The following is a 26,619-nucleotide window of genomic DNA, read 5'->3' as shown; positions in this document are numbered from 1 at the left end:
TATTCTAAATTAGCGATAAAAAGCTTGATAAATAAGTGTTTTAGAGTGATATATGTACATACCAAAACAAAGGAGGTTTTGTACATGATCATTAATTATAACGTAACAGGGTCAGAGCGAAAGAGGTTAGTCACAGCACTTAGCGACATCACAGGTGTTAAAGCAAAGTACCTTGGAATGCCAAGCATGGCTTATGAGGTGGATGCCATTATCATCGACAAAAATGGGAGCCTTGAATTTAGTGATAAGGCAGACAGCGAAGAAATCGAAAACGTGGCCCAGTGTTTGGCAAGGGAGGGTTTTATCGCAGAGGAGCAAATTGATGCCACTGAGGGCAAACAAACCGCAGACAGTGAGGCTTTAAGCCTTTGCGTATCAATGCCAAAGAGTAGCTTTACAGAAAAGGCACTTGAAAACCTAAAAGCGATTGTTGAGGCAAAAGGCGATCTTATCCGTCATGCACTTGAGGCAGAAGACTTGCCGATTGAAATTTCTGAAGATGAAGTTTCATTCCCATGGTTTAAAGAAATACCAACACCAGAAGAGGTTAAGGCTTACAACCATTTTATTTCTGCACTTTGCGAGATGGCGCAAAACCAGAAACGCATTACTGTAAAAGAAAAGGAAACCCCAAATGAAAAGTACGCATTTAGATGCTTTTTGCTCCGCCTTGGCTTTATTGGCAAAGCGTATAAAGAAGAACGAAAAATATTGCTCAGAAATCTAACCGGTTCTGCGGCATTCAAAGGAGGAGTAAAAAATGAGGAAAATCAGTAAAGAACAACTGCTAAACCTTCGTGAGAAGTACCCTGCTGGATGTCGAGTAGAACTATTAAAGATGGATGATATTCAAGCACCAAAGATTGGCACAAAAGGAACAGTTGTAGGAGTTGACGATATTGGTTCTATTATGGTGCGTTGGGATTCAGGCTCCAGCCTCTCAGTAGCTTTTGGCGAAGACCTGTGCAGGAGGATTCACGATGACAGATAAGATAAAACAACAGATTCTTGCTATTCGTGACACAGGTGAAACCAATATGTTTGATGTGCGAAAAGTACAGGAAATCGCTCTAAAGGAAGGATATGACGAGTTGATTCTTTACCTTGCAGATAACATTGGGGCTTATTCCCGTTTCATTCTGACCGGTAAGGAGGAATAAAGCCATGTGGAGAGAAGGTAGCATCAAAGTTCATGACAGTATCATCCGGTATTGGGTAAAGTGCTATGAGAAAGGCTCGGTATTTGGAATTGACCAAGGACGCATCTCTAAGCTGATGCTTAAGCGTAAAGGAAAGATTATTGCAAATTATGACCGAGGCTGGGACATTGAACCTGTGGATGAGGATGCAGAAATTGCGCTTGCAATCCTATTGCTAGAACACAACTAAATAGTAACAGAGGACAGTGCCAAAATTGGCTCTGTTTCTCGTATGGATAGAATGATAAGGCTTGCTTGATGCAGGTCTATTTTTATGCTTGTTGGGAGGTGACCGCATATTAGAAAGTTGAAGAAATATAAACCGACAGCGTTTATGGCAAAGGACTCTTATTACGATAAAGATGCTGCAGACTATGCGGTCAACTTTATTGAGTGCTTAAGCCATACCAAAGGTAAATGGTCAGGAAAGCCTTTTGAACTCATAGATTGGCAAGAGCAAATCATCAGAGATATTTTTGGAACACTTAAACCAAATGGATATAGACAGTTTAATACAGCTTATATTGAGATACCAAAGAAAATGGGTAAATCAGAACTTGCGGCTGCTGTTGCCCTACTTCTTTGTTGTGGCGATGGTGAAGAAAGAGCGGAAGTTTATGGTTGTGCTGCAGATCGTCAGCAAGCATCGATAGTATTTGAAGTTGCAGCTGATATGGTGCGTATGAGCCAAGCACTTAGTAAACGAGTTAAGATCCTGTCGGCAACAAAGCGTATTGTTTTTCAGCCGACAAATAGTTTTTATCAAGTGCTTTCAGCTGAAGCCTATTCAAAACATGGTTTTAATATACACGGTGTTGTTTTTGATGAACTTCATACCCAGCCCAATAGAAAACTCTTTGATGTTATGACCAAGGGTTCTGGTGATGCAAGAACCCAACCGCTGTATTTTCTTATTACCACTGCAGGGTCAGACACCAAATCTATCTGCTATGAGACACATCAAAAAGCGAAAGACCTCTTGGAAGGGCGAAAGGTTGACCCTACATTTTATCCAGTTATTTATGGAGCAGACGAATCTGATGATTGGACTGATCCAAAAGTATGGAAAAAAGCAAATCCAAGCCTAGGGATTACAGTGGGAATCGACAAGGTAAAAGCCGCTTGTGAATCTGCAAAGCAAAATCCTGCAGAAGAGAATACATTTAGGCAGTTAAGACTTAATCAATGGGTCAAACAAGCAGTTAGATGGATGCCAATGGATAAGTGGGATAAATGTGCTTTTGCCGTAAATGAAGAAGACTTACTTGGAAGAGTTTGCTATGGCGGTCTAGACCTTTCAAGTTCCATAGATATAACAGCCTTTGTACTCGTGTTTCCACCGGAAGATGAAGATGACAAATATGTTGTTCTTCCCTATTTTTGGTTACCGGAAGAAACCCTTAATCTCAGAGTAAATCGTGACCATGTTCCCTATGATGTATGGGAAAAGCAAGAACATCTTAAGACTACAGAAGGCAATGTGGTGCATTATGGTTTCATTGAGAAGTTTATTGAAAGTCTTGGTGAAAAGTACAACATTCGAGAAATTGCCTTTGACCGCTGGGGTGCAGTCCAGATGGTACAAAACCTTGAAGGCATGGGATTTACCGTTGTTCCATTTGGACAGGGATTTAAAGATATGAGTCCACCAACCAAGGAACTTATGAAACTAACCTTGGAGGAAAAGGTCGCACATGGTGGACATCCTGTTCTTAGATGGATGATGGATAATATTTTTATTCGTACTGATCCGGCGGGCAACATTAAACCGGATAAAGAGAAGTCAACAGAAAAAATAGATGGTGCTGTAGCCACTATTATGGCTCTAGATAGAGCAATTCGCTGTGGCAATGATACGAGTGCTTCGGTTTATGACGGTCGGGGATTACTCGTGTTTTAGGAGAGGAGAGTGATGCAGATGGGGCTATTTACAAATATTTTTAAAGCACGTGACAAACCACAAAATCGAACTGCAGGGAGCAACTATAGTTTCCTTTTTGGCGGCTCGACAAGCGGCAAGCCTGTTAATGAGCATACAGCCATGCAAATGACTGCAGTGTATTCCTGCGTGAGGATATTAGCAGAGGCTGTGGCAGGGCTTCCCCTTCATCTATATAAATACACCGATAGCGGTGGTAAGGAGAAAGCACTTTCTCATCCGCTATATTTTTTATTACATGATGAGCCAAATCCAGAGATGAGTTCTTTCGTTTTCCGCGAGACGATGATGACTCATCTTTTATTATGGGGCAATGCCTATGCTCAGATTATTCGAAACGGCAAAGGTGAAGTCATAGCACTGTATCCACTAATGCCAAATCGAATGTCTGTGGATAGAGATTCCAGTGGCAATCTCTATTATTCCTACACCAGGTATTCCGATGATGCACCAACGATGAACGGTGTGGCGGTTACATTAAGACCAAGCGATGTACTTCATATTCCAGGTTTAGGCTTTGATGGTCTTGTGGGTTACTCGCCGATTGCTATGGCTAAGAATGCTATAGGTATGGCAATAGCATGTGAGGAATATGGAGCTAAGTTCTTTGCTAATGGGGCAGCACCAGGAGGGGTACTTGAACATCCTGGCACCATTAAAGACCCTCAGAAAGTAAGGGAAAGTTGGAATGCAGCCTATCAAGGGAGTAGCAACTCTCATCGCGTAGCAGTACTTGAAGAAGGCATGAAATACCAGCCAATTGGTATCTCGCCGGAGCAAGCTCAGTTTTTAGAAACAAGGAAATTTCAAATCAATGAAATCGCTCGAATTTTCCGCGTACCTCCACATATGGTTGGGGACTTGGAAAAGTCGAGTTTTTCTAATATTGAACAGCAATCACTGGAGTTTGTGAAATACACTTTGGACCCTTGGGTTATTCGCTGGGAACAGGCCATAAGCAGGGCGCTTTTAAGATCAGATGAAAAGAAACAGTATTTTTCCAAGTTTAACGTAGATGGTTTACTTCGTGGAGATTATGTTTCTCGAATGAGCGGCTATGCAACCGCCAGACAAAACGGATGGATGAGCGCCAATGATATTAGGGAGCTTGAGAACCTAGACCGAATTCCACCTGAGCTTGGAGGAGATTTATACCTAATTAACGGCAATATGACCAAACTTGCGGATGCGGGCATATTTGCAAATAAAGAAGGATTGGAGGAAATAGCCAAATGAAAAAGTTTTGGAACTGGGTGCGTGATTCAGATACACAAACACGAACCCTCTACCTTAACGGTGCAATTGCAGAGGAGAGTTGGTTTGAAGATGATGTTACTCCTGCAGCTTTTAAAGCAGAGCTTATGAGTGGCGAAGGAGACATTGTTGTTTGGATCAACTCTCCCGGTGGCGATTGTATCGCAGCATCACAGATTTACAACATGCTGATGGATTACAAAGGCAATGTCACTGTAAAGATTGACGGTATTGCAGCTTCAGCCGCATCGGTCATTGCAATGGCAGGAACAGAAGTCTTAATGTCACCAACCTCACTCATGATGATCCATAACCCATTCACCATAGCCATTGGTGATAGTGAGGAGATGCAAAAGGCAATGCAAATGTTAGATGAAGTAAAGGAAAGTATCATCAATGCTTATGAACTGAAAACCGGTTTATCACGAACAAGGCTATCTCATCTTATGGATGCAGAAACATGGCTTAATGCCAATAAAGCGATTGAGCTTGGTTTTGCTGATGACATCATGTTTAGGACTGGAGAAAGTACTGTACAAGACAGTTTTGTGTTTAGCCGAAGAGCAGTGACCAATTCATTAATGAATAAGCTTAAAAAACCAGTTGTTAAACAATCAACCGAGCCGCTTTACGAGCGGCTTAATTTATTAAAATATTAGGAGGAAATCAAAATGAGTAAAATTCTTGAACTGCGTGAAAAACGCGCAAAAGCATGGGAAGCGGCAAAGACATTTCTTGATTCAAAACGTGGCAGTGACGGGCTTGTTTCTGCAGAGGATGCGGTAACCTACGACAGGATGGAAGAGGACATTGTTAATCTTGGTAAGGAAATCGCAAGACTGGAACGCCAAGAGGCACTTGAAGCAGAACTTAACAAACCTGTGAATATGCCTCTTACTGGAAAACCAAATATTCCAGGGATGGAAACAAAGACTGGAAGAGCAAGTGATGATTATAAGAAGGCATTCTGGAATGTCATGCGAAGCAAAAATCCTAGACATGATGTACTCAATTCCCTCTCTGTAGGAACTGATTCTGAGGGTGGATATCTTGTTCCAGATGAATTTGAACGTACCCTAATTCAAACCCTTGAGGAAGAAAATGTGTTCCGAAAGCTGGCAAAAATTATTCAGACTTCAAGCGGTGACAGAAAAATTCCTGTTGTAGTGACTAAAGGTACTGCGGCTTGGCTTGATGAAGGCGAGGAATTTGATGAGAGTGATTCTGTATTTGGTCAGACTTCCATTGGTGCATATAAGTTGGGTACGATGATTAAAGTCTCGGATGAACTTTTAAACGATAGTGTATTTAATCTTGAAAGCTATATTTCCACTGAGTTTGCCAGAAGAATTGGAGCAAAGGAAGAGGAAGCATTTCTTGTTGGAGATGCTGATGGAAAACCTACAGGCATTTTCAATGCGACTGGTGGAGCACAGCTTGGGATTACTGCAGGATCGGCTACAGCAATTACAGCAGATGAGATTATCGATCTTGTCTACTCATTAAAAGCACCATACAGAAAAAATGCAGTGTTCTTAATGAATGATGCAACGGTGAAAGCAATCCGTAAACTAAAAGACGGACAGGGCCAATATCTATGGCAGCCTTCGCTGACTGCGGGTACTCCAGATACATTGCTAAACCGTCCAGTATATACTTCAGCCTATGCGCCAATTATTGAGGCTGGGGCAAAGACCATCGCATTTGGTGACTTTGGTTACTACTGGATTGCGGACAGACAAGGACGTTCTTTCAAGCGTTTAAATGAGCTATTTGCAACCACTGGTCAAGTTGGTTTCCTTGCAAGTCAACGTGTAGACGGTAAACTGATCCTTCCTGAGGCTGTTAAAATCCTACAGCAAAAGGCTTAATGGGAGGTGTACATGATGAGTTATAACACGAAGAATTATACAGAGCAAGGTGGAGAAAAGACCGTAATCGGTGGTGAGCTTGTCATAGAAGAGGGGGCCAAAGTAACCGGCCTCCCTGTTCTTGAGAATCAACCAGCAAGCACTGCGGCTACTGTAGAGGACTTGGTAACGGACTTTAATGCCCTTTTAACCAAGTTAAAAGCCACTGGACTAATGGTAGAGGATACTCCGTAGAGAAAGGAAGGTGACGGTGATGACACTGTTTGAAAAGGTAAAGGCAAATCTAATTCTTGAGCATGATCGTGATGATGAACTTCTTCAGACATACATCACCACTGCAACCTCCTATGCGGAGAGTTACCAGCATCTGCCGGAAGGTCATTATAGCGAAAATGCAATGCCGCCAACTACGGAGCAAGCCATCATCATGCTGTCATCCCACTTCTATGAAAGTCGGGATGGCAGTACGGGTGGCTTTTTTGCTGATAATGTGCAGGCAGGCCAGCAGGTTTGGAATACGGTAAATTTACTGCTTAGGCTTGATCGGGATTGGAAGGTGTAGCGTATGAGCTTTGGAAAAATGAATACCTTTATAGATATTATTTCTGTTGAAACAGCAAAAGACAGTGAGGGTTTTAGTAAACCCACTGACACCATTGTTGCGTCTGTTCGTGCCTATAAGGAAGACCGTCACGGGAATGAAAAATGGGCCAATAGAGCAACCTTCTCTGAAGCCACCGCACTGTTTTGCTTTCGTAAGATACCAGATATTCCGGTGTCTACCAAGATGGTCATTGCGTGCAGTGATGGACGATACGAAATTACAAGTGTGGAAGATGTGAAAGGAAAAGGTATGTATATTGAAGTTTTGGCGAAAAAGGTGGTGGCATCAAGTGGCTAAAGCAGATGTTAAAATGCCGGAGGATTTTCTTCTAAAACTTTCAAAGCTGGGTGATAAGACAGATGAAATTATACCGAAGGTGCTGGAATCAGGAGGGGAAGTAGTTCTAGAAAGAGTAAAGTCAAATTTACAAGGGACTATTGGTAGTGGAACAAAAGAAAAAAGCCGGTCTACGGGTGAACTAGTCGATTCCCTTGGTGTCTCCCCTGCTAAGCTAGATCGAAACGGTAATTTTAATGTAAAAGTGGGTTTTAAAGAACCAAGAAGAAATGGTGAAAGCAATGCCAAGATAGCCAATATCATAGAGTATGGGAAATCCGGTCAACCGCCCAAACCATTTTTAAAGCCAGCAAGAAGGACTTCAAGAAAAGCCTGTATAGAAGCAATGAAACAGCGATTTGATGAAGAGGTGGATAAGATATGAGCATCTTAAAAGAATTAAATCTCATCGCAGATATGTGTAGCATTCCAGTAGAGACAGGTGTTTTTTCTGGTGTGCCTCCTGATGTTTATCTTGTAATCACACCTCTTGTCGATTTGTTTGAGGTTCATGCTGATAACAATCCTGAATATGAAGTGCAGGAAGTTAGACTTTCCCTATTTGTAAAAGGTAACTATATAGGCATTAAAAATAATTTAGTCCGCACTCTTTTGGGTGCGGATTTTACAATAACAGACCGTAGGTATATCGGGCATGAAGATGATACTGGCTACCACCACTATGCCATTGATGTGGCAAAACCTTATGAATTTAAATTAGAAATGGAGGAATAAAATATGGCTACAATTGGTCTTGATAGACTTTATTATGCAAAAATCACCGAGGATGCAAGCGGTGATGAGACTTATGAAACCCCTGTGCCCTTGGCAAAAGCCATCAGTGCAGAACTGTCGGTGGAACTTGCTGAGGCAACGCTTTATGCCGATGATGGTGCGGCTGAAATCATTAAAGAGTTCAGAAGTGGCACATTAGCGCTTGGCATTGATGATATTGGTGTGACTGCCGCAGGAGATCTCACAGGAGCAACCATTGATGACAATCATGTGCTCATTTCAACCAGTGAAGATGGTGGTGACCCTGTTGCGGTAGGCTTTAGAGCTAAAAAAGCAAACGGAAAGTATCGTTATTTTTGGCTGTATCGTGTCAAGTTTGGTATCCCGGCCACTAATCTGGCTACCAAAGGCGATAGCATTACCTTCTCAACGCCAACCATTGAAGGGACAGTGCTACGCAGGAATAAATTGGATGGTCAGGGCAGGCATCCTTGGAAAGCAGAAGTTAACGAGGGTGATGAAGGAGTCACACAATCAATTATTACCGGATGGTACAACGAAGTATATGAACCTACATTTGCTGCCTCTGGTGGCACTGAAGAATAGGAGGATGTTCCATGGATAACGAACGCAGCGCAAAGATTACTATTAGTGGTCAAGAGTATGAACTTATTTTAACGACTAAGGCAACAAAAGAAATTGCAGGAAGATATGGTGGGCTTGAAAACCTGGGTGAAAAGCTTATGAAATCAGAAAACTTCGAGATGGCACTGGATGAGATTGTCTGGTTGATTACATTAATGGCCAATCAAAGTTTGCTTATTTATAACCTGCGAAATCCGAATGATAAGAAGAATCTTCTCACGCAAGAGGAGATTGAACTTCTTACTTCACCTTTGGAGTTAGCCACATATAAAAACGCACTGATGGAAGCGATGTTTAAAGGGACGAAACGAAATATTGCATCGGAAGATGACTCAAAAAACGCACAAACCGGGTAAATGAGGAGGAGCTCTTTACCCGGCTTTTATATTACGGAACAGTCCATTTAAATCGTACTGAAGAGGAAACCTGGCTTACACCAATTGGGCTTTTGATGGATTTATGGGAATGTCACAAACAGTTCCTTGGACTGAGCAAGCAAAAAAGGGAGATTTCCATAGATGATGTTATTCCCTATGGTATTTGATTTTTAAAGGAAGGAGGCGGTGATTTTGGCAGATAACTTTGGGCTCAAAATTGGTGTTGAGGGCGAGAAGGAATTTAAAAGTGCACTTCGTGACATCAATCAGACATTTAAGGTTCTGGGATCTGAGATGAAACTGGTATCCTCACAGTTTGATAAGCAGGATAAATCTGTCCAGGCCTTAACGGCAAGAAACGAAGTTTTAAATAAGGAAATAGATGCACAAAAGAATAAAATCGGCACTTTGGAAGCTGCCCTTAAAAATGCCGCTGAATCCTTTGGTGAAAATGATAAGAGAACACAGGCTTGGCAAATCCAGCTTAATAATGCCAACGCTGATTTAAATAAGATGGAACGGGAGCTTGGTGAAAATAACAAAGCACTAAATGAAGCCAGTGAAGGTTTTGATGAAGCGGGAAATGAAGCGGACGATTTTGGTGATGAGATAAAAAAGAGTGCCAACGTTGCAGATGATGCGGGAGGAAAATTTGAGAAACTAGGCAGTATTGTCAAAGGAATCGGTGTGGCAATCGGAGCGGCTATGGCTGCCATTGGAACTGCTGCAGTTGCCGCCGGTAAAAAGCTTTATGACATGGCTAATGATGCGGCTGCAGCTGGAGATGAGATTGATAAAGCAAGTCAACGCATAGGACTTTCCAGAAAAGGCTATCAAGAGTGGGACTATGTGCTTTCGCAAAATGGTGCAAGCATATCTACTTTAGAAAATGGCATGAAAAAACTAAATAACACGGTTGATGATGCCATCAATGGTAGTACTTCTGCCACTGATAAATTCAGGCGATTAGGCATCTCAATGGAAGATCTCCAAGGGAAATCAAGAGAAGAAATCTTTGAGATGACGGTGAGAGGGCTGCAGGGGATTGCTGATGAAGGCGAAAAAGCGGCCATTGCCAATGATCTCCTTGGAAACTCATCAGTGGAACTAGCAGCCCTTTTAAACCAAACTGCAGAAAGCACAGAAGACTTAAAGAACAAAGCCAGCGAGCTAGGGCTTGTGATGAGTGATAAATCCATCGATGCTGCAGTCGAGTATACCGATGCTATGGATAATCTTACCCGTTCTTTTACCGGTGTGAAAAATAACATCACTTCCCAACTCCTCCCCGGCTTTACCATGATCCTTGATGGTCTTACAGGTCTAATCACAGGACAAGAAGGTGCAGCGGAACAGTTAAAAGCTGGAGCCAAAGAAACGGTAGACCAGATAGCAGTAATTCTTCCTCAAATCTTAGATGTGGTCACTGGACTGATAGCTGCCATTGCAGAAGTTGCTCCTGAGCTAGTCATTGCTCTTGTTAACGGTATTTTGGATAATTTACCAACACTGATTGATGCAGCGACAAATATTATTATGACCATAGTGGGCGGTCTTATTGAGGCATTGCCACAGATAACTCAAGGGGCGCTTCAGTTGGTACTAACTTTAGTGGATGGAATCATTGCCAATCTCCCTGCCCTTGTTGAAGCGGCACTTGTGATGATTGTTACCCTTGCCACTGGCATTGGTGAAGCACTGCCGGAACTAATTCCGTCCATCGTAGAAGCCGTGATTTTGATTGTAGAAACATTGATTAATAATCTGGATTTGGTCCTAGAAGCGGCTTTTCAAATTATCAGTGGTTTGGCACAAGGTATCTTAAATGCACTGCCTACATTAATTCAGGCTTTACCGCAAATTATAAGTAGCATTATTACTTTTATAACCACAAATCTACCTAAGATTATTGAGATGGGTGTTCAGCTGACTATTCAGCTTGCGGCAGGATTAATTCGGGCTATTCCTCAGTTAGTGGCACAAATTCCTCAGATTATTACAGCAATAGTGACTGGTTTAGGTAAAGCCATACCGGCCATTATTGATGTGGGTAAAAACATCGCCAGAGGACTCTGGGATGGTATTGCCTCCATGGTGACTTGGCTTAAAAACAAAGTCAGTGACATGGTTGGTGGAATTGTCAAAGGAGTTAAGGGACTTTTAGGCATCCGATCTCCATCTCAAGTTTTCGCAGGTATTGGTGAAAACATGGGTGAAGGTATCGGTGTAGGCTTTGAGAAGGCCATGGATGATGTTAGTGAAGATATGCAAAAGGTCATCCCCACAGATTTTAATTTAGACTCCGATGTAAATGTAAATGGTGGTGCAGGTGGCGGATATGGAATGCTTGGTGGCTCTTTAATTACCATTCAGCAGATGATTGTACGAAGTGAAGATGATATTAGAAAGATATCACAAGAACTCTACAATTTAATGCAGACCGGTTCTCGAGCGCAGGGGCGCTTTATTACAACGTAAAGGAGGGCGATGTATGGGATTTATTTATAACGGCATTAGTTCAAAGGACATGAAGATAAAAGCAAGACTCACAAGCTGGCAGGCATCGCCCGCTCTTAGAAACTCTTATGAAATGGTGCCGGGTAAAGCGGGTGTTGCTGATTTTGGTTGTGATAGCTCAGAGCGAATCATTATCGTTAATTGTAATGTATACCCACAAAAAAGTTTTGCTGATCTAGTAGATGTATTGGATGGGTTAGCTGAATGGTTAAACCCCATGAATGGTTTGAAACAACTTGTATTGGATGATATTCCAGATCGTTACTTTTATGCCCGTCTTACTGAGCAGGTGGATTGTGAGAGGCTACTTAGAACGGCAGGGGCATTTGATCTTAAGTTTATCTGCCCAGACCCTCATGCTTATGCTTTGACAGATGAGCAATTTACAATTTCCAGTGAAGGCAACCATGTGATTGAAAGATTAACCGGAAATGCTGACTCAGAACCCGTTTATCAAATTAAGGGGACAATTAGCAGTTCATCCTCCACCTATATCTCGATTACAACCAATGGAGAAGAATTACGAGTTGTTGGAGCTTTAACCGCAGATGAAGTTCTTGTCATTGACAGTGGGCTAGTGACCGCCAAAATAACGGATATAAACGGAAACACATTGAGAAATGGTTTACCAGGCTTGGATGAGCTGAATTTTCCTGTTCTTCATAAGGGAGATAATGAAATAGCAATCACTGTGGCGGGAGCAACATTTTCTGAATTAAGGATTCTGGCTAAGAGCAGATGGAGGTGATAAGGTGGCCATTAAGTCGATTTTAACAGTGCAAACAGATTTCACAGGCGAGTATCCAGTAAGTGATCAAACCGTTGGACTTTGGAGATTTAATGAATCAGCGCCAGATGGAAACACCATGCTTTTAGATGCATCGGGCAATAACAGAAACTTCTTTGTTTCCGGATGGTCAGGAACTTCAGCTAGTTTGGTTTTAGGTAGACTCGGGAGATTTTTCAGGCAAAACATTGTCAATCCTACAAGTGAAAGAACCCATTTAGTGGCTACCAATGACGGTAGCTTTTTTAGTGATTTAGGAGAAAAAATCGTAGTGGGTGGATGGATTAACCCGACAACTTATTCTATTGGTCAAAATTTTATTCCCATCTTTAATACCAGACATGGACCAGGACAACCGATTTTCTATGTTTCCTTATACCAAGGCAGATTAAGATTAATGCTTTATAATGCGTCGGGTTCGCTGATTTATGATCAAACGGAAACACCAAGTATTACCCTTAGGAATAATGGTTGGTATTTTATAGCGTCCATTATTGAAGTAAATAGCAAAAGAGTACAAAATTTGGTCTGTGACCGAAGTGATGGTGCTATTTGGCAATCGCCCATTAGAACTTTTACAGGAGATTTGAATCAAAACTGTGTTGCCAATATTGTCATGGGAATGCTGGCTGATACTTATTATTATGCGGGCGGATTTGATGATTGGTTTTATGAAAAGAATTCTGAGCTTACCATGGAGGAGCTTATTTCCTACTTCAAATCTTCTATCTTGGCAAACGGTGGTGACAGTACCGCTGATGTAGATGCTCTAACGGAGCCGGGTACTGTTATGCTGAAGGCAACAAGTGGTGTTTATGCTCAAAATGGTCAGCTTTATACAACCGCAGCTGCCTGTGGTCTTGCAGGAACAGGACGAGTATCCGTAACCAGCGAATACACAGCAGGGGTAACTGCTATCTCCCTTGTTGAAACCTCTACCTCTGATGATTTAGTCAGTTGGACACAGTGGCAGTCAGTGGGACCCAGCGGAGAACTTCAGTCACCGAATAGAGCTTATATTCGTTATCGAATTACTTTGACCACTCAAGATACAACAAGAACACCTAAGCTTATAGAAATACAGCTTCATGATATTCCGAAACCACCTTATGAGAGGCTTGGATTTGCAAGACCCGTTGTCTTGGATACCAACGGTGCGTGGGAAGCGGTGTTAGAAAATGCCTTTGACATCATTGTAACCAGTGAGGTAAATGGTGCTGATGTCTTGGAATTTAAATTGCCATTTCATGATCCCAAGCGAGAGGCTTTGGATAATGAGAAACAGGTGCAGATTGTAAATGATGTGTACCGAATTCGAACCACGACAGATGAGAAAACTTCTGATGGACGAGTGATTACACAAGTGTATGCGGAAGCTGCCTTTTATGATCTTTCATTCAGCGCGGCAAAAGAGCCGATGGATTTTGTCGCTGAAACACCAGAGGCTCCTATGCATTATGCCCTGCTTGGTACAGGTTGGGCTTTAGGGAACGTAACGGTAAGTACAAGGAGAACATGGCAATCTACCGAGAAAAACGCGCTATCAATTCTTCGAGCCACACAGAACATTCATGGTGGAGATTTAATATTTGATAGTGCCAATAGGTTGGTGCATCTTTTGACATTTGGTGGTACAGACAGTGGAGCCTTGTTTTGCTATAGAAAAAACATGAAAAGCATACAAAGGGTAGTAGATACAAGAAGCTTAATCACTCGACTTTATGCATATGGAAAAGATGGGATGACATTTGCCTCTATTAATGGAAATAAAGAATATGTGGAGGACTACAGTTACTCATCAGAAGTAAGAGTGGCAACCCTTGATGCCTCATCCTTTAGCAATCCTTATCAGATGCTCGAGTTTGCTAATATGCGATTAGCACAGTATTCAAGGCCTAGAATTTCCTATGTTCTTTCAGCTATGGATTTATCCGTGCTGACAGGTTATGAACATGAAGCTTGGAATCTTGGAGACATCGTTACCGTTGATGATAAGGATTTAAATCTGTCAGTGAAAACTCGTGTGGTGCGCAGGCAGTACAATCTACAAGAGCCATGGAAAACAGTACTGGAGCTATCCACCACCTTAAGAGAATTAGGGGATGCATCTGCTGGGTGGGATAAAGCTGCCGATATTTTATCCTCAGCCGATGTCCTTGACAGGCAGGAAGTAAAAGATTTAGTCCCCTTTAACCATCTAAGAAACTCAAGAGCCGATGATGGAATCACCTACTGGCTCAATTCAGGATTTGATGTTGATCCAAACAATGGTGTCTCAGGAGATGCTTCTTTTAAAGCTGATGGGGTTTTAGGTATGACAAAAAGTCTAGCTCAAACTATTTATCCAGCAAGCAGGAAAAGTTACACCTTCTCGGCTCAGATTGGATCAGAGAATCTTCAAAAAGGCCCTAATGGACAAGTCGGCATTGAAGTTATGATTGAATACGAGGATGGTACAACCGAAACAAGGTTTATTGATCTCTTTTAGGAAGGAGTGGTGCTATGGCTTATTTTTTCCATACAGCTCATGTTATCTCACCCCGAGGGTTTAGCAAGATAAAGGCTCTAACCATTCGTATATATGTTTCTGATTGCACAGGCGCAGTATTTTTTACTGATATGCTTTTACAAGGAGGCTCTATTGCTACAGGCTGGACTCCCCATGTATCAGAAATTAAATGGACACTAGATGGGTAGGTGGTGATATTGTCAGTTTCTTTTACTAGATTTGCAGAGACCATTCATTGCAAAGAAGAAAAGCGTGTTGTTAGCATAACGGTGAAACTACTTTTAGAAGACTGCACCGGTACGGTTTATTTTACCGACATTCAAGCGCAAGAAGGAGACCGCTTGACGGGTTACACAATCAATACAGAAACCATGCTCGAGAAATTTAGGCAGAATAATAGCATTGTGCCTGTTCGTTTTTATAACGGAGTGGTTCGTAGTAGTGAAACAATCATTCTCTTTAATCTTGGTAAAACCTCAGCTGGACTTGATTGTCACATTTACCCGATACAGGGTATGCAAGCAGGAGGTATTGAGTTATCTCAAGGAGCTGGAGCACATAAGGTTAAGTTTAAAGATTCCATAAACCCAGGAGACACACTTTCTCTTTTAGCCTCTACCAGGCAGTGTTTGAAAAATGGGAGCCCTTCTGAAAAAGAGGGCTTTTTTCAATACACCGCAGCTAGTGATAGTAAGCATGTGGTGAAGTTAGAAGATAGAAAATCTGCCAGGGTATTATTCGAGTTTCAAGAAATGCAGGAAGGAAGTGAACGCCCATGAGAGATTATTTAAAAGGAAAACGGTGCATGGTTTGGAGCTTCATGGGCAATGCTCGTATGTACCAAGCCTTACGTGATTATGGTGATCGCTTGGATACCGTAGGGATTTTTACCTTTGAAGTAGATATTACCGGAACAATAACAGAAACAGGTACAAGCATCTCCAGCATGCTTACTTACATCAACCGATGGCCACATATCAAGTGGCTGCTTACAATCATGAATCATGGTACAGCATCCATTTTTACAGCCCTTAGAAATAATACAAACGGCGCGAAGGATAAATTCCTTACTGAGATTATTCGTATTATGATTAAATACCCTTGGTGCGCTGGAGTGGATATAGACTTAGAGCGTGGTGGTGGCTATGAAAATAAGGATGCGGCCAATGCTCTCTTTCAAGATATCTATAATACGGTTAAAGCATACAATCCATCTAAACTCGTGAATATTTGCTTACCCGGCATGACAGGGGTACAAGGCTCCGTTGGTGGTGAAAACTGGTGTGTTTATGAAGACTTAGATCCCTACTGCGATACAGCAGCAATCATGAGTTATGGCATGGCTTGGGCGGGTTCTGCACCGGGACCTGTATCCCCTAGGAATTGGCTGGAAGGGACCTATGATTATGCGGCTCGCGTAATGACTCCTGAAAAAGTGTTCTTTGGACTGCCTGCTTATGGTTGGAACTGGAGGATACACGATTCTCCTGCGAATCTAGGCATTACCTACCGAGGAATTTCCAACACCTATTATGCAGCCCAAAACTGGATGACTGGAGTCTATAACTTCACAAATGATGCTCCTCCCCAACCTCGTATTCCTATCATTGCGTATTGGGATGATTACGATAAAGTTCCTTGGGCTTTGCCTCAGGTGTATGACTACATGGAAGGGTGGGATGCGGTTTCAAGAACGTATCCGTTAATTGGAGAAACCTATAACAGGCGCAGATATTTGACAGCCTATAGTAAACAGCAAAGAACTGAGTTTGGCACAATCTATGTAGACCGGACTGGAGGAAGTCCATATAGCCATACTGGGAACGTGTCCGTTTCTACTCAAATGGTAACCCTTGGAGAAGGAGGCGAAGCAGAATATGAATTTGAAATAGCTACTGCCGGTGTTTATGATGTTGCATTCCGTATCTCTTTTCCCTTTTGGGATAAGAATGGTATTCATGTTGCTTTGGATGGTGTAAGTTCTACTTTTAGTGAGAATAGACTATGGTGGCCATATTGGCGCACAACTTGCTGGCTTTCCTTGTCTTCGGGTGTATATCTTTCAGCCGGCACGCACACAATCAGCGTCAGTGCGCTAGTACCAGGTGTGCAGTTTTATGGATTTCGTGTATGCTCTAATTTCTCTGAGAGTCCTTCTGCAGGAGAGGCAGAATTTATGTTATCACCACGAATGTTTAAAGATGTTAACGGAGTGATGGCTGAACCGGATCGAGGATTTAAGCTAACCACAGAGGTGCTACGTCGAAAAGCAGACTCTGCACTAGTTTGGTATGAAGACTTTAGGGATGACAACCCCTTACCATCTAGTTATTGGACAGCTTTAAGTGGACAGTGGCAGGTGTGGAGAAATCCTAATCAAACAACTAGTCGTCCCTACTCACAGCTTGATGGATCAGGAGAGTTGGCATGGAATTACACAGGTTTTTCAGATGTTCATTTACGAGCAAGAATAGCATTTACACCGGAAGGAAATGGCCGAGCGGGGGTATTTTGCGGGGGTGTATTTTGCTGTCTTAATTTCAATACGCAACGCATCGAGCTTTATAAAGGTTCTTCCCTACTAGGTAGTACTGCCACTGAGATTATAAAAACAACAGAGGCAAATCTTCGTTCCAATCCGAGGATGTACACTATTGAAATGAGGATTAGAGGTAACTCGGTAAGGGTCTATTCAGGGGCAAGTAATACTCTTCGATTTACTGCAACCCTTAATGGGTTTTCAGGAGGTTATGCAGGGGTTCGTTCTGATGGTCGCATTCTTTGTGAACTATTAAGGTTGGGAGATGCTTGGGTCTATGAACCGTATGAAAGGTTTGATGTGATATTTCCAGGAGGAACGACCGTAGAGTATGGAAGGCTTTCAAGGACTGGTGTGACTTGGGATAATGAGTTTCAGGTATTCGCTGTAAATAGTGATGTGGAGGAGTCTTCAACAAGAAGCCAAGACATCTCTATGGATTATGATTTCTTTCACTCAGGAGTCTTGCCACTTGTATGCGGAAATGATTATTCAGTAAAAGTCGTGCCTAAGGATATCAATGTTTGGATCTCTCGCCTATTTCTTGGAGATGCTGATGGTTTTTCAATTCTTTATTACCAGGACGTAGACAGCCTTGTTTATTGGGCAAATGAAGCAGCATATCGGTGGAAACTTAGAGGAATTGCCATTTGGTCTTTAGGACAGGAGGACATGAGATTATGGGAGGCACTGCCTAAACAAATATAAGCGAATCAATTATAACGATCCAAGAGTGTTTGCGAAGATGCAGGCACTCTTTTTATATATTCAAAATCATGAAGGAGGTAAAAGTCATGAAGGAAATTTGGAACTGGGTACAAGTGGCACTAACTGCATTAGGTGGATTCTTGGGATGGTTTTTAGGAGGGTTTGATGGGTTTTTATATGCATTAGTTACATTGATGGTGGCTGATTATATCACTGGTGTCATGTGCGCCATCGTTGATAAAAAGCTATCCAGCGAAGTCGGTTTTCGAGGCATTTTTAAGAAGGTGCTTATTTTTGTAATGGTAGGAATCGGCCATATTATCGACACGAACCTTATAGGAGACGGTAGCATGCTCCGAACCGCCATCATCTTTTTCTATTGCTCCAATGAAGGGGTTTCCATGTTGGAAAATGCAGGGCGCTTAGGATTACCGATACCAGAAAAATTAAAGGATATTCTTGCTCAGCTGCATAACAAAGGAGGAGAGCAATAATGAATCTCAGAAAGCTTATTTTTACAGAGAATGCTTGCTACAAGGTAGGCAGAAAGATTACACCAAAAGGTATCATGGTTCATAGCACCGGAGCGAACAATCCAAATTTACGCAGATATGTTGGACCGGATGATGGTCTATTAGGAGTAAATCAATATAATAATCATTGGAATCAAGACAGACCAGATGGAAGACTGGTTTGTGTCCATGCCTTTATAGGGAAACTTAAAGATGGCTCCATTGCAACTTATCAAACCCTACCATGGAATCATAGAGGTTGGCATGCTGGAGGCGATGCAAATAACACACATATTGGCTTTGAAATCTGCGAGGACGGTTTGACCGATGCCTCGTATTTTAATGCGGTCTATAAAGAAGCGGTGGAACTGTGTGCATATCTTTGTAAGGAGTATAAACTCGACCCGATGGCTGCCGGTACGATTATCGGCCACTATGAAGGGTATCAACGAGGGATTGCATCCAATCATGCTGATCCAAGGCATTGGTTTTCAAGACATGGTAAGAGCATGGCCACTTTTAGAACAGAGGTCAAAAAGTTACTTTCAGCAAATGAACCACCTGCAGGGGGGTCTGAAAATACAACCTATCCTGAAAAGCTGACTACAGGCTATTACCGTGTTAGAAAGACTTGGGCAGATGCGAAATCACAGCTTGGTGCATATCGTATCCTTTCCAATGCAAAGGCACAGGTTGATAAGAACCCAGGTTATTATGTTTTCAACAACGATGGGATGATTGTATATCCCACCGGTAGCACCTCTTCACCAACTTACAAAGAGTATACGGTAGTTAAAGGTGATTCTCTCTGGGCAATTGCAGCCAAGCTACTCGGTAGCGGCACAAGATACACAGAGATTGTTAAACTGAACAATTTAAAATCAACGATTATCTATACCGGTCAAAAGCTGAAAATCCCTAACTAAGCATGATGCCCTTGGAGGTTTAAAACTTCTTTGGGCATTTTTTTTATTAAACCGTCAGATTTATGTATCTCCTGAGGCTACCAGGTAGAGGGCAACAAATAAAAGCGCCCTTCAGAAAGAGGTGATGGATATGAAGCACAATCTAAAAATTAGTGTTTCAAAGAAACCACAGACAGGCGGGATTGTTACTTACCGTAACTTTTCCGTGAGGGAGCGCATCCTTCGATTCCTTCTTGGGGGAAAGCAGCGTGTAACGATTGTAATCCCCGGAGACAGCATCGAGGAACTCTCTATCTGTGAGATGACGAAAGGAGGAAATGACCTTGAGCAAAATAAAGTTACTGCTTGATGTGGTAAATGATATGCGAAGTCTTGCTGATAGCATACAAGCGGTTTGTGATGCAATGGCAGATAGCGATTCTGCTCCAAAAGAAACACCTACCACAAAGACAGAAAAAGCAAATGAGCCGGATATTTCGCTGGAAAAAGTGAGAATGGTACTTGCCGAAAAAAGTCAGCTTGGCTTTACCGCTGAAGTGCGGGGCATCATTGGGAAGTATGGTGCTGACAAGTTAAGTGCTGTTGATAAGGCTTATTATGCTGACATCTTGAAAGATGCGGAGGTTCTTGGGAATGGGTAATCATGCAATATTATCTGCATCTTCATCACACAGATGGCTTCATTGTTTACCGTCTGCAAGGCTGGAACTTGAGTTTGAAAACACAAATGGAGAAGCAGCAAAAGAAGGTACGGCAGCACATGCCCTCTCTGAACACAAGCTAAAAAAGGCACTTCGAATCAGAAGTAAGAGGCCTACATCAGAGTATGATTCAGATGAAATGGAAGAATGCACCGATGCCTACGTTGACTTCATCATGGAGCAGGTAGAACTTGCAAGAAAGTCCTGTACAGATCCTATCGTTCTTATTGAACAACGTCTTGATTTCTCTTGTTATGTTCCAGATGGTTTTGGGACAGGAGATTGTGTGATCATCTCAGATGATAGACTTCACATCGTAGATTTCAAATATGGTATGGGCGTGCTAGTGGATGCAGAGGACAATCCACAGATGAAACTGTATGCATTAGGCGCTTTAGAGATTTATGACAGCCTATACGACATCAAAGAAATATCAATGACAATTTTTCAACCACGAAGAGAAAATGTCAGCACATGGACTGTTCCGGTAGAAGAACTTAAAGCCTGGGCAGAAGAGGAACTAAAACCAAAAGCCGCAAAAGCCTATCAAGGTGAAGGTGAATATATGCCTGGCCCGTGGTGTACCTTCTGCAGAGCATCCACCAGATGTCGCGCTAGAGCAGATGAAAATCTGAAACTGGCACAGATGGAGTTTAAGATGCCACCGTTACTTACAGATAGTGAGATAGAAAAAGTTCTAACCATTCTTCCCGACCTTACCAAATGGGCGAATGAGATAACTGCTTATGCGACAGACGCTGCAGTCAATCACGGTAAAGAGTGGCATGGTTTTAAGGTTGTGGAAGGTCGATCTGTTCGAAAGTATAAAGATGAAAATGCAGTAGCAGAAAAAGCTGTCATCAGCGGATACAAGGACATTTATCGTAAGAGCCTCATCCCTATGACAGAGATGCAAAAATTGATGGGTAAAACCAAATTTGAGGAAATTCTAGGAAACCTCATTTATAAACCACCGGGCAAGCCGACTCTTGTCCCTAACTCGGATAAAAGACCGGCGATGAACGTAGCTGATGCAAAAAACGAATTTAACGAAATTATGGAGGGTTAATATTATGAGTAAAATTGAAAACAGAACTAAAGTTATTACAGGTGTAAACACAAGGCTTTCTTATTTTCACGGATGGGAGCCAGTATCCATCAACGGTGGCGCAGAAAAATATAGCGTATCTGTGCTTATTCCCAAAGACGATACAGAAACCATTAATGCTATAAATGCTGCAGTGGATGCAGCCATTGAGGAAGGCATCGCTAAATTTGGTGGAAAGAAACCGAACAAAGCGGCAATTAAGCTGCCACTGCGTGACGGAGATGTAGAGCGTGATGATGAGGCTTATAAGGGGCATTATTTTATCAATGCCAATAGCAAAACTGCTCCACAGATTGTAGATAAAAGTGTTAAGCCAATTATGGATCGCAGCGAGGTGTACAGCGGTTGCTATGGTAGGGTTTCACTCAACTTCTATGCTTTTAACTCAAACGGTAATAAGGGTGTTGCTTGTGGTTTGGGTAATATTCAAAAAATTAAGGATGGAGAGCCTCTTGGTGGAAAGACCTCTGCAGCAGATGATTTTACAACTCTTGCAGAAGATGACTTCCTTGCCTAATAGAAAAGGCCAATTGACGGTGGTGGGGGTATTTCCTCTACCACCTGCTTTTTTAGGAAAGGAGGTATATTAAATGGATGAGATATGGAAAGACATACCCGGATATGAGGGGAAGTACCAGGCAAGCAGTGAGGGCAGAATTAAGAGTCTTGAACGTGTAATTCATAGTAGTAATCAGAATGGCGAGTTTGATTATTTATTAAAGGAAAGAATACTTCGACCCGGAAATCGAGGTAATTATCTAATGGTTGTCCTAAATGATCCAAGGCAAACCTTTGCGGTTCATCATTTGGTTATGGCTGCTTTTGTAGGCGAAAGGGATGGTATTTATGTGCTTCATACAAACGGGAATCCAAAAGATAACCGCCTAGTGAACCTTCGATACGATACGCAGACTGAAAATGTTTATGATGTTTATCGCCAAGGCAAGGCATGGAAGAAACTTACAACGGATGATGTTGAAGGAATACGATTTGGATTATTCTGCGGGTTTACCTGCACACGGCTTGGAGAGTTGTATGGTGTGGGTCATCAGGCTATAAGCAAAATAAAGAATGGAGATAGGTATGTATGGTTGAAATAAAAACGTTACACTGTGATATTGAAACTTATAGTAGCGTCAATTTAGCAAAGTGTGGTGTGTATCGTTATGTTCAAGCAGATGATTTTGAAATACTGCTCTTTGCCTATTCCACAGATGGAAGTGAGGTTAAAATAATCGATCTAGCCCGCGGTGAAAAGATACCACCATTGATACTTTCTGCAATAGAAGATGATAAAATTATAAAATATGCTCATAATGCTTCCTTTGAGCGGATATGCTTCTCGCGCTTTCTAGGATACCCAGTGGGCAAGTATATTTCTCCTGAATCATGGAGGTGCACAATGACATGGGCAGCATATATGGGGTTGCCGTTATCATTAGTAGGTGTGGGTGCGGTTCTTGGCCTTGGGAAGCAAAAAATGACGGAAGGTAAAGACCTGATTCGTTTCTTTTGTTTTCCTTGTAGCCCAACTAAGGCAAATGGAAACCGCACAAGAAATTTACCCTCTGATGACTTAGATAAATGGGAACGATTCAAAGCCTATAACATTCGTGATGTCGAAGCTGAGATGGAGATTGAGCAGAAATTGATTAAATTTCCTGTGCCAGAATTCATATGGGATGAATACCATTTGAGTGAGAGCATTAACGACCGCGGCATAAAGGTAGATATGGATTTTGTAAAACAGGCCATTACCATGGATGAGAAGTCACGCACCAAGCTGATGGATCAGATGCAGAAAGCAACAGAACTTGATAACCCCAACTCAGTACAGCAGATGAAAGGCTGGCTCTCTGAAAATGGTGTGGAAACAGATACGCTTGGTAAAAAAGCAGTAGCAGAGTTATTAAAGGACGCACCAGAGCATCTAGCTGAGGTGCTTAAACTCCGTCAGCAACTGGCAAAGTCATCTGTTAAGAAATATTCTGCAATGGAAAATGCAGTCTGCAGTGATGGCAGGATTCGTGGCATGTTTACTTTTCTGGGCGCCAATCGGACAGGACGCTTCAGCTCAAAAATAGTGCAGCTGCAGAACCTGCCGCAAAACCATATGATGGATTTAAAAGAAGCTCGAGGTATCGTCAAAAGTGGTGATTCTGAAGTCCTCGAAATGCTCTATGAAGATATACCTGATACACTTTCGCAGCTTATTCGGACAGCTTTTGTGCCAAAGAAAGGCTGTAAGTTTATAGTTGCCGACTTTTCTGCCATTGAGGCTCGTGTGCTGTCATGGCTTGCGGGTGAAGAATGGAGAACTGAAGTATTCGCAAGTGGTGGTGATATTTACTGTGCATCCGCGTCACAGATGTTTAATGTCCCCGTAGAAAAGCATGGTGTGAACGGTCATTTAAGGCAGAAAGGGAAAATTGCAGAATTGGCACTTGGTTATGGTGGATCAGTGGGTGCTTTAAAGGCTATGGGAGCCTTAGAGATGGGAATTTTAGAAGAAGAACTAAAACCCCTTGTTAATGCCTGGAGGCAGGCCAATCCATGCATCGTAAAATTCTGGTGGGATGTGGATAGAGAAGTTAAGAAATGTATTAAGGAAAAAAAGTCTCAAGAAGTTCAAAATATCAAGTTTCATTACATGAGTGGAATGCTGTTTATTGTTCTTCCTTCTGGCAGAAAGCTTGCCTATGTAAAGCCTAATATTGGAGAAAATATCTTCAGTGGTGAGTCAGTTACTTATGAGGGAGTTGGTGCTACAAAGAAATGGGAGCGGATTGAAAGTTATGGACCCAAGTTTGTAGAAAACATTGTTCAAGCAATCTCCCGTGATATTTTAATGTATGCCATGAAGACACTTAGCACTTGTAGCATTGTGGCTCATGTACACGATGAAGTAATTATTGAGGCTGACCAAAGCCTGTCACTTGATATGGTATGCAAGCAGATGGGCAGAGTACCTCCCTGGGCAAAGGGACTGCTCCTTGATGCCGATGGCTACGAATGCGATTTTTATAAGAAAGATTAAAGAAAACATCAGATTTCACCTCCCACCGTGGCTACCAGGTAGGAGGTGTTTTTTTATGAACATTATTGAAGTGAAAGATGGTTCTCCTATCAAGGGTGAGACAGAACCGATGTCAGAAGAACAGTTACAGAAAGAATATGACTTTTATATAGCTGAGAGCATTGTAGGCATGCTCTATAAAGAGGGCAAGATTACACAAGATGAACTACACAAAATATCAGCATTAAACCGCCAGAAATTCTCTCCGAAGTTAGCCGAGATAATGCCCTGAAACACTTGCTATTATTACCTTTTAGAGTGATATATGTAATAGCAGAAAGTGAGGTGAGATGATGAAAAAGATAACGAAAATAGATGAACTGCCCAAATCACAGCTATCAAAAAACAAACTTCGAGTTGCCGCTTATGCAAGGGTTTCAACGGATAGCGATGACCAACTGGTAAGCCTTAAAGCTCAGCGGGAACACTATGAAAACTATATTAAATCCAATCCAGAATGGGAATTTGCCGGGCTTTATTATGACGAAGGCATATCGGGCACCAAGAAGGAAAAACGACCTGAACTTCTCCGGATGATTCGTGATTGTGAAAGTAATAGGATTGATTTTATTATCACCAAATCCATCAGCCGTTTTGCACGAAATACCACGGATTGCCTAGAGCTGGTAAGGCATCTAATGGATATCGGTGTTTATATTTATTTTGAAAAAGAAAATCTGAATACAGGTGATATGGAAAGTGAATTAATGCTTTCTATTTTATCTGGTTTTGCTGCTGAAGAGTCCGCGTCTATTTCACAGAACACAACATGGTCAATCAGTAAAAAATTTCAAAATGGCAGTTACATTATTGGCACTCCGCCATATGGCTATGCAAACGTAAATGGTTTGATGGTTATTGTTCCTGAAGAAGCTGAAATAATCAAACGTATTTTTGCAGAGTGCCTTTCAGGGAAAGGTGGAAGTGTTATCGCAAAAGGCCTGAACAGAGACAAAATCCCTGCAAGAAGGGGCAATCATTGGAGTTCTGGTACGGTGATTGATATGCTTCGTAACGAAAAATACAAAGGTGATGTGCTTTTCCAAAAGACTTACACGGATAGCAACTTCAATCGACACATTAACTATGGAGAGAAAGATCAGTTCTACTGCAAGGATCATCACGAACCGATTATCAGCAGAGAAGTATTTTCCAAGGCTCAAAAGCTGATAACGCAAAGAGCAAAATCTATGAGCAAAACTGCTAATAAGAAAGCTTATCAAAACAGGTATGTGCTAAGTGGCAGAATCCTATGTGGAGAGTGCGGCAGTAAATTCAAGAGAAGAACAAACTACTCTGTTGGCAGAAGTTATATTGCTTGGAGCTGCAAAGGACACATTGAAGACAAGGACAGCTGCTCCATGTTATTTTTGCGTGATGGAGAGATAAAAGCAACATTCTCAACCATGATGAATAAGCTCGCATTCAGCAAAAAGCTAATACTGAAGCCACTTTATGATTCTATAAACAAGATTGATGAAGAATGCGATCTTGCAAGAATTGATGCCATAGATAAACGCATGGAGCAATTAACCGAAGAACGCAATACACTGATTGGTCTTATGACTAAAGGGTTTCTTGAACCGGCACTTTTTAGTAAAGAACGAAATGTTCTTGATAGCGAAATGAAAAAGCTAACCACTGAGAAGACAAACCTGGTCATGTCATTTACAAGTGGAACATCACAGGCAGACGAGATAAAAGCGCTTCTTGAGTATGTTTCGAAAGATAAGTTTGATGGCAACTATACAGACGAGGCATTTGAAAAGTATGTAGAAAACATCATTGTAAATTCAAGGGATGAACTAACATTTAAATTAAAATGTGGGCTTTCCCTTAAAGAAAGGGTGGTGAGGTAAATGGCCTATGTACCATACGGATATGCAATTACGGACGGAGTTGTTACCGTTGATGAAAGGGCTGCGGATCAAGTAAGGGATTTCTTTGAAAAGTACATTTCCGGGCTTTCCCTTGCTGTGGCTGGTGAGCAGGCTGGTATTCAGAAGACTCATTCATCCATGGGACTTATTTTGAAAAACGTCAACTATCTTGGAAATGACGTATACCCCGCAATCATTGATAAAGAGACGTTTGATAAGGCTGAAGAGGTTAGAAGTAAACGTGCGAAGGATCTAGGGAGGATTGCAGAGCTTGCAGCTTTCAGTGCTCCCCCACCTATAGAGCGATTTAAAATGAGAAAATCGGAAGGGAAACTTCCAGAAGATCCAGTAGGACGAGCGGAGTACCTGTATAGTCTGATAGAAAGCGAGGTTTAA

General features: G+C 41.9%; 32 protein-coding genes and 2 pseudogenes. All 34 read left to right on the top strand.

The annotated features are described in order from the left end of the window. Positions 1-84: 84 nt before the first annotated feature. Complete coding sequence (locus tag QKW49_RS03500; protein WP_282866186.1) at positions 85-777, top strand: virulence protein; 693 nt, start codon at positions 85-87, stop codon at positions 775-777. After that, positions 761-991, top strand: a complete 231-nt coding sequence (locus QKW49_RS03495) for a DUF4314 domain-containing protein (RefSeq protein WP_282866185.1) — start codon at positions 761-763, stop codon at positions 989-991. Before QKW49_RS03500 ends, QKW49_RS03495 begins: the two co-directional genes overlap by 17 nt. Further along, the gene (locus QKW49_RS03490; protein WP_282866184.1) at positions 981-1,160 is read left to right on the top strand and encodes a DUF5049 domain-containing protein; all 180 of its coding nucleotides are present in this window, start codon (positions 981-983) and stop codon (positions 1,158-1,160) included. The genes QKW49_RS03495 and QKW49_RS03490 overlap by 11 nt, the downstream gene beginning before the upstream one ends. 4 nt (positions 1,161-1,164) lie before the next feature. Next, positions 1,165-1,389 (top strand): hypothetical protein, encoded by a 225-nt coding sequence (locus tag QKW49_RS03485; protein ID WP_282866183.1) that lies wholly within the window; start codon positions 1,165-1,167, stop codon positions 1,387-1,389. A 108-nt stretch (positions 1,390-1,497) separates the two neighbouring features. Beyond that, positions 1,498-3,099 carry a terminase TerL endonuclease subunit gene (locus QKW49_RS03480; protein WP_282868055.1) on the top strand — a complete coding sequence of 534 codons (1,602 nt, stop codon included), beginning with the start codon at positions 1,498-1,500 and terminating at the stop codon, positions 3,097-3,099. A gap of 18 nt (positions 3,100-3,117) precedes the next feature. Next, a complete protein-coding gene (locus QKW49_RS03475) occupies positions 3,118-4,374 on the top strand; it encodes a phage portal protein (protein ID WP_282868054.1) in 1,257 nt (418 codons plus the stop codon). Beyond that, positions 4,371-5,051: a head maturation protease, ClpP-related gene (locus QKW49_RS03470; protein ID WP_282866182.1), complete on the top strand. Its 681-nt coding sequence runs from the start codon at positions 4,371-4,373 to the stop codon at positions 5,049-5,051. The genes QKW49_RS03475 and QKW49_RS03470 overlap by 4 nt, the downstream gene beginning before the upstream one ends. A 12-nt stretch (positions 5,052-5,063) precedes the next feature. Beyond that, the gene (locus QKW49_RS03465; RefSeq protein WP_069980578.1) at positions 5,064-6,263 is read left to right on the top strand and encodes a phage major capsid protein; all 1,200 of its coding nucleotides are present in this window, start codon (positions 5,064-5,066) and stop codon (positions 6,261-6,263) included. Between the two features lie 15 nt (positions 6,264-6,278). Further along, positions 6,279-6,497, top strand: a complete 219-nt coding sequence (locus QKW49_RS03460; RefSeq protein WP_282868053.1) for a Head fiber protein — start codon at positions 6,279-6,281, stop codon at positions 6,495-6,497. A gap of 19 nt (positions 6,498-6,516) precedes the next feature. After that, the gene (locus QKW49_RS03455) at positions 6,517-6,825 is read left to right on the top strand and encodes a head-tail connector protein (protein ID WP_184308332.1); all 309 of its coding nucleotides are present in this window, start codon (positions 6,517-6,519) and stop codon (positions 6,823-6,825) included. 3 nt (positions 6,826-6,828) lie between these two features. Further along, positions 6,829-7,164 (top strand): phage head closure protein, encoded by a 336-nt coding sequence (locus tag QKW49_RS03450; RefSeq protein WP_184308330.1) that lies wholly within the window; start codon positions 6,829-6,831, stop codon positions 7,162-7,164. Beyond that, positions 7,157-7,588: an HK97-gp10 family putative phage morphogenesis protein gene (locus QKW49_RS03445; RefSeq protein WP_282866181.1), complete on the top strand. Its 432-nt coding sequence runs from the start codon at positions 7,157-7,159 to the stop codon at positions 7,586-7,588. The genes QKW49_RS03450 and QKW49_RS03445 overlap by 8 nt, the downstream gene beginning before the upstream one ends. Further along, complete coding sequence (locus tag QKW49_RS03440) at positions 7,585-7,938, top strand: hypothetical protein (RefSeq protein ID WP_282866180.1); 354 nt, start codon at positions 7,585-7,587, stop codon at positions 7,936-7,938. Before QKW49_RS03445 ends, QKW49_RS03440 begins: the two co-directional genes overlap by 4 nt. A gap of 3 nt (positions 7,939-7,941) precedes the next feature. Further along, positions 7,942-8,544 carry a major tail protein gene (locus QKW49_RS03435; protein WP_184308326.1) on the top strand — a complete coding sequence of 201 codons (603 nt, stop codon included), beginning with the start codon at positions 7,942-7,944 and terminating at the stop codon, positions 8,542-8,544. A gap of 11 nt (positions 8,545-8,555) precedes the next feature. Beyond that, positions 8,556-8,939, top strand: a complete 384-nt coding sequence (locus QKW49_RS03430) for a hypothetical protein (protein WP_184308324.1) — start codon at positions 8,556-8,558, stop codon at positions 8,937-8,939. Next, positions 8,936-9,127: pseudogene (locus tag QKW49_RS25955) on the top strand (hypothetical protein); the annotation flags it as partial. The gene QKW49_RS03430 and the pseudogene QKW49_RS25955, both read left to right, overlap by 4 nt. Before the next feature lie 25 nt (positions 9,128-9,152). Beyond that, positions 9,153-11,438, top strand: a complete 2,286-nt coding sequence (locus QKW49_RS03425) for a phage tail protein (protein WP_282866179.1) — start codon at positions 9,153-9,155, stop codon at positions 11,436-11,438. A gap of 13 nt (positions 11,439-11,451) precedes the next feature. Then, the gene (locus tag QKW49_RS03420) at positions 11,452-12,225 is read left to right on the top strand and encodes a distal tail protein Dit (RefSeq protein WP_282866178.1); all 774 of its coding nucleotides are present in this window, start codon (positions 11,452-11,454) and stop codon (positions 12,223-12,225) included. A 4-nt stretch (positions 12,226-12,229) separates the two neighbouring features. Next, positions 12,230-14,752 (top strand): phage tail protein, encoded by a 2,523-nt coding sequence (locus tag QKW49_RS03415; RefSeq protein ID WP_282866177.1) that lies wholly within the window; start codon positions 12,230-12,232, stop codon positions 14,750-14,752. Positions 14,753-14,766: 14 nt separating this feature from the next. Then, positions 14,767-14,961, top strand: coding sequence for a hypothetical protein (locus QKW49_RS03410; RefSeq protein WP_069980589.1), 195 nt, complete (start codon positions 14,767-14,769; stop codon positions 14,959-14,961). Positions 14,962-14,967: 6 nt separating this feature from the next. Further along, positions 14,968-15,552: a hypothetical protein gene (locus QKW49_RS03405; RefSeq protein ID WP_349239120.1), complete on the top strand. Its 585-nt coding sequence runs from the start codon at positions 14,968-14,970 to the stop codon at positions 15,550-15,552. Further along, entirely contained in the window at positions 15,549-18,020 is a 2,472-nt protein-coding gene (locus QKW49_RS03400; protein ID WP_282866175.1) for a glycosyl hydrolase family 18 protein, read from the top strand. Before QKW49_RS03405 ends, QKW49_RS03400 begins: the two co-directional genes overlap by 4 nt. An 86-nt stretch (positions 18,021-18,106) precedes the next feature. Further along, entirely contained in the window at positions 18,107-18,514 is a 408-nt protein-coding gene (locus tag QKW49_RS03395; RefSeq protein ID WP_202695146.1) for a phage holin family protein, read from the top strand. After that, positions 18,514-19,227, top strand: a pseudogene (locus QKW49_RS03390) (peptidoglycan recognition family protein); the annotation flags it as partial. The gene QKW49_RS03395 and the pseudogene QKW49_RS03390, both read left to right, overlap by 1 nt. A gap of 39 nt (positions 19,228-19,266) precedes the next feature. Continuing rightward, positions 19,267-19,458, top strand: a complete 192-nt coding sequence (locus tag QKW49_RS03385; protein WP_282868052.1) for a LysM peptidoglycan-binding domain-containing protein — start codon at positions 19,267-19,269, stop codon at positions 19,456-19,458. 130 nt (positions 19,459-19,588) lie between these two features. Beyond that, entirely contained in the window at positions 19,589-19,807 is a 219-nt protein-coding gene (locus QKW49_RS03380) for a hypothetical protein (protein WP_069980594.1), read from the top strand. Beyond that, on the top strand, positions 19,782-20,099 hold the full coding sequence (locus QKW49_RS03375; RefSeq protein WP_110133574.1) for an rRNA biogenesis protein rrp5: 318 nt from the start codon (positions 19,782-19,784) through the stop codon (positions 20,097-20,099). The genes QKW49_RS03380 and QKW49_RS03375 overlap by 26 nt, the downstream gene beginning before the upstream one ends. After that, positions 20,092-21,228, top strand: coding sequence for a DUF2800 domain-containing protein (locus QKW49_RS03370; RefSeq protein ID WP_282866174.1), 1,137 nt, complete (start codon positions 20,092-20,094; stop codon positions 21,226-21,228). Before QKW49_RS03375 ends, QKW49_RS03370 begins: the two co-directional genes overlap by 8 nt. A gap of 4 nt (positions 21,229-21,232) precedes the next feature. Beyond that, on the top strand, positions 21,233-21,784 hold the full coding sequence (locus tag QKW49_RS03365) for a DUF2815 family protein (protein WP_282866173.1): 552 nt from the start codon (positions 21,233-21,235) through the stop codon (positions 21,782-21,784). 73 nt (positions 21,785-21,857) lie between these two features. Continuing rightward, positions 21,858-22,367, top strand: coding sequence for an NUMOD4 domain-containing protein (locus tag QKW49_RS03360; protein ID WP_282866172.1), 510 nt, complete (start codon positions 21,858-21,860; stop codon positions 22,365-22,367). Further along, complete coding sequence (locus tag QKW49_RS03355; RefSeq protein ID WP_282868051.1) at positions 22,364-24,304, top strand: DNA polymerase; 1,941 nt, start codon at positions 22,364-22,366, stop codon at positions 24,302-24,304. Before QKW49_RS03360 ends, QKW49_RS03355 begins: the two co-directional genes overlap by 4 nt. A gap of 55 nt (positions 24,305-24,359) precedes the next feature. Then, positions 24,360-24,575 (top strand): SHOCT domain-containing protein, encoded by a 216-nt coding sequence (locus tag QKW49_RS03350; RefSeq protein ID WP_026478190.1) that lies wholly within the window; start codon positions 24,360-24,362, stop codon positions 24,573-24,575. A 61-nt stretch (positions 24,576-24,636) separates the two neighbouring features. Beyond that, a complete protein-coding gene (locus QKW49_RS03345; protein WP_282866171.1) occupies positions 24,637-26,202 on the top strand; it encodes a recombinase family protein in 1,566 nt (521 codons plus the stop codon). Continuing rightward, the gene (locus tag QKW49_RS03340) at positions 26,203-26,619 is read left to right on the top strand and encodes a recombinase (RefSeq protein ID WP_282866170.1); all 417 of its coding nucleotides are present in this window, start codon (positions 26,203-26,205) and stop codon (positions 26,617-26,619) included.

It is taken from the genome of Petroclostridium sp. X23 (assembly GCF_030013905.1).
Lineage (GTDB): Bacteria > Bacillota > Clostridia > SK-Y3 > SK-Y3 > X23.
The sequence above is the reverse complement of the archived record's forward strand: the minus strand, read 5'-3'. Positions and strand labels throughout refer to the sequence as shown.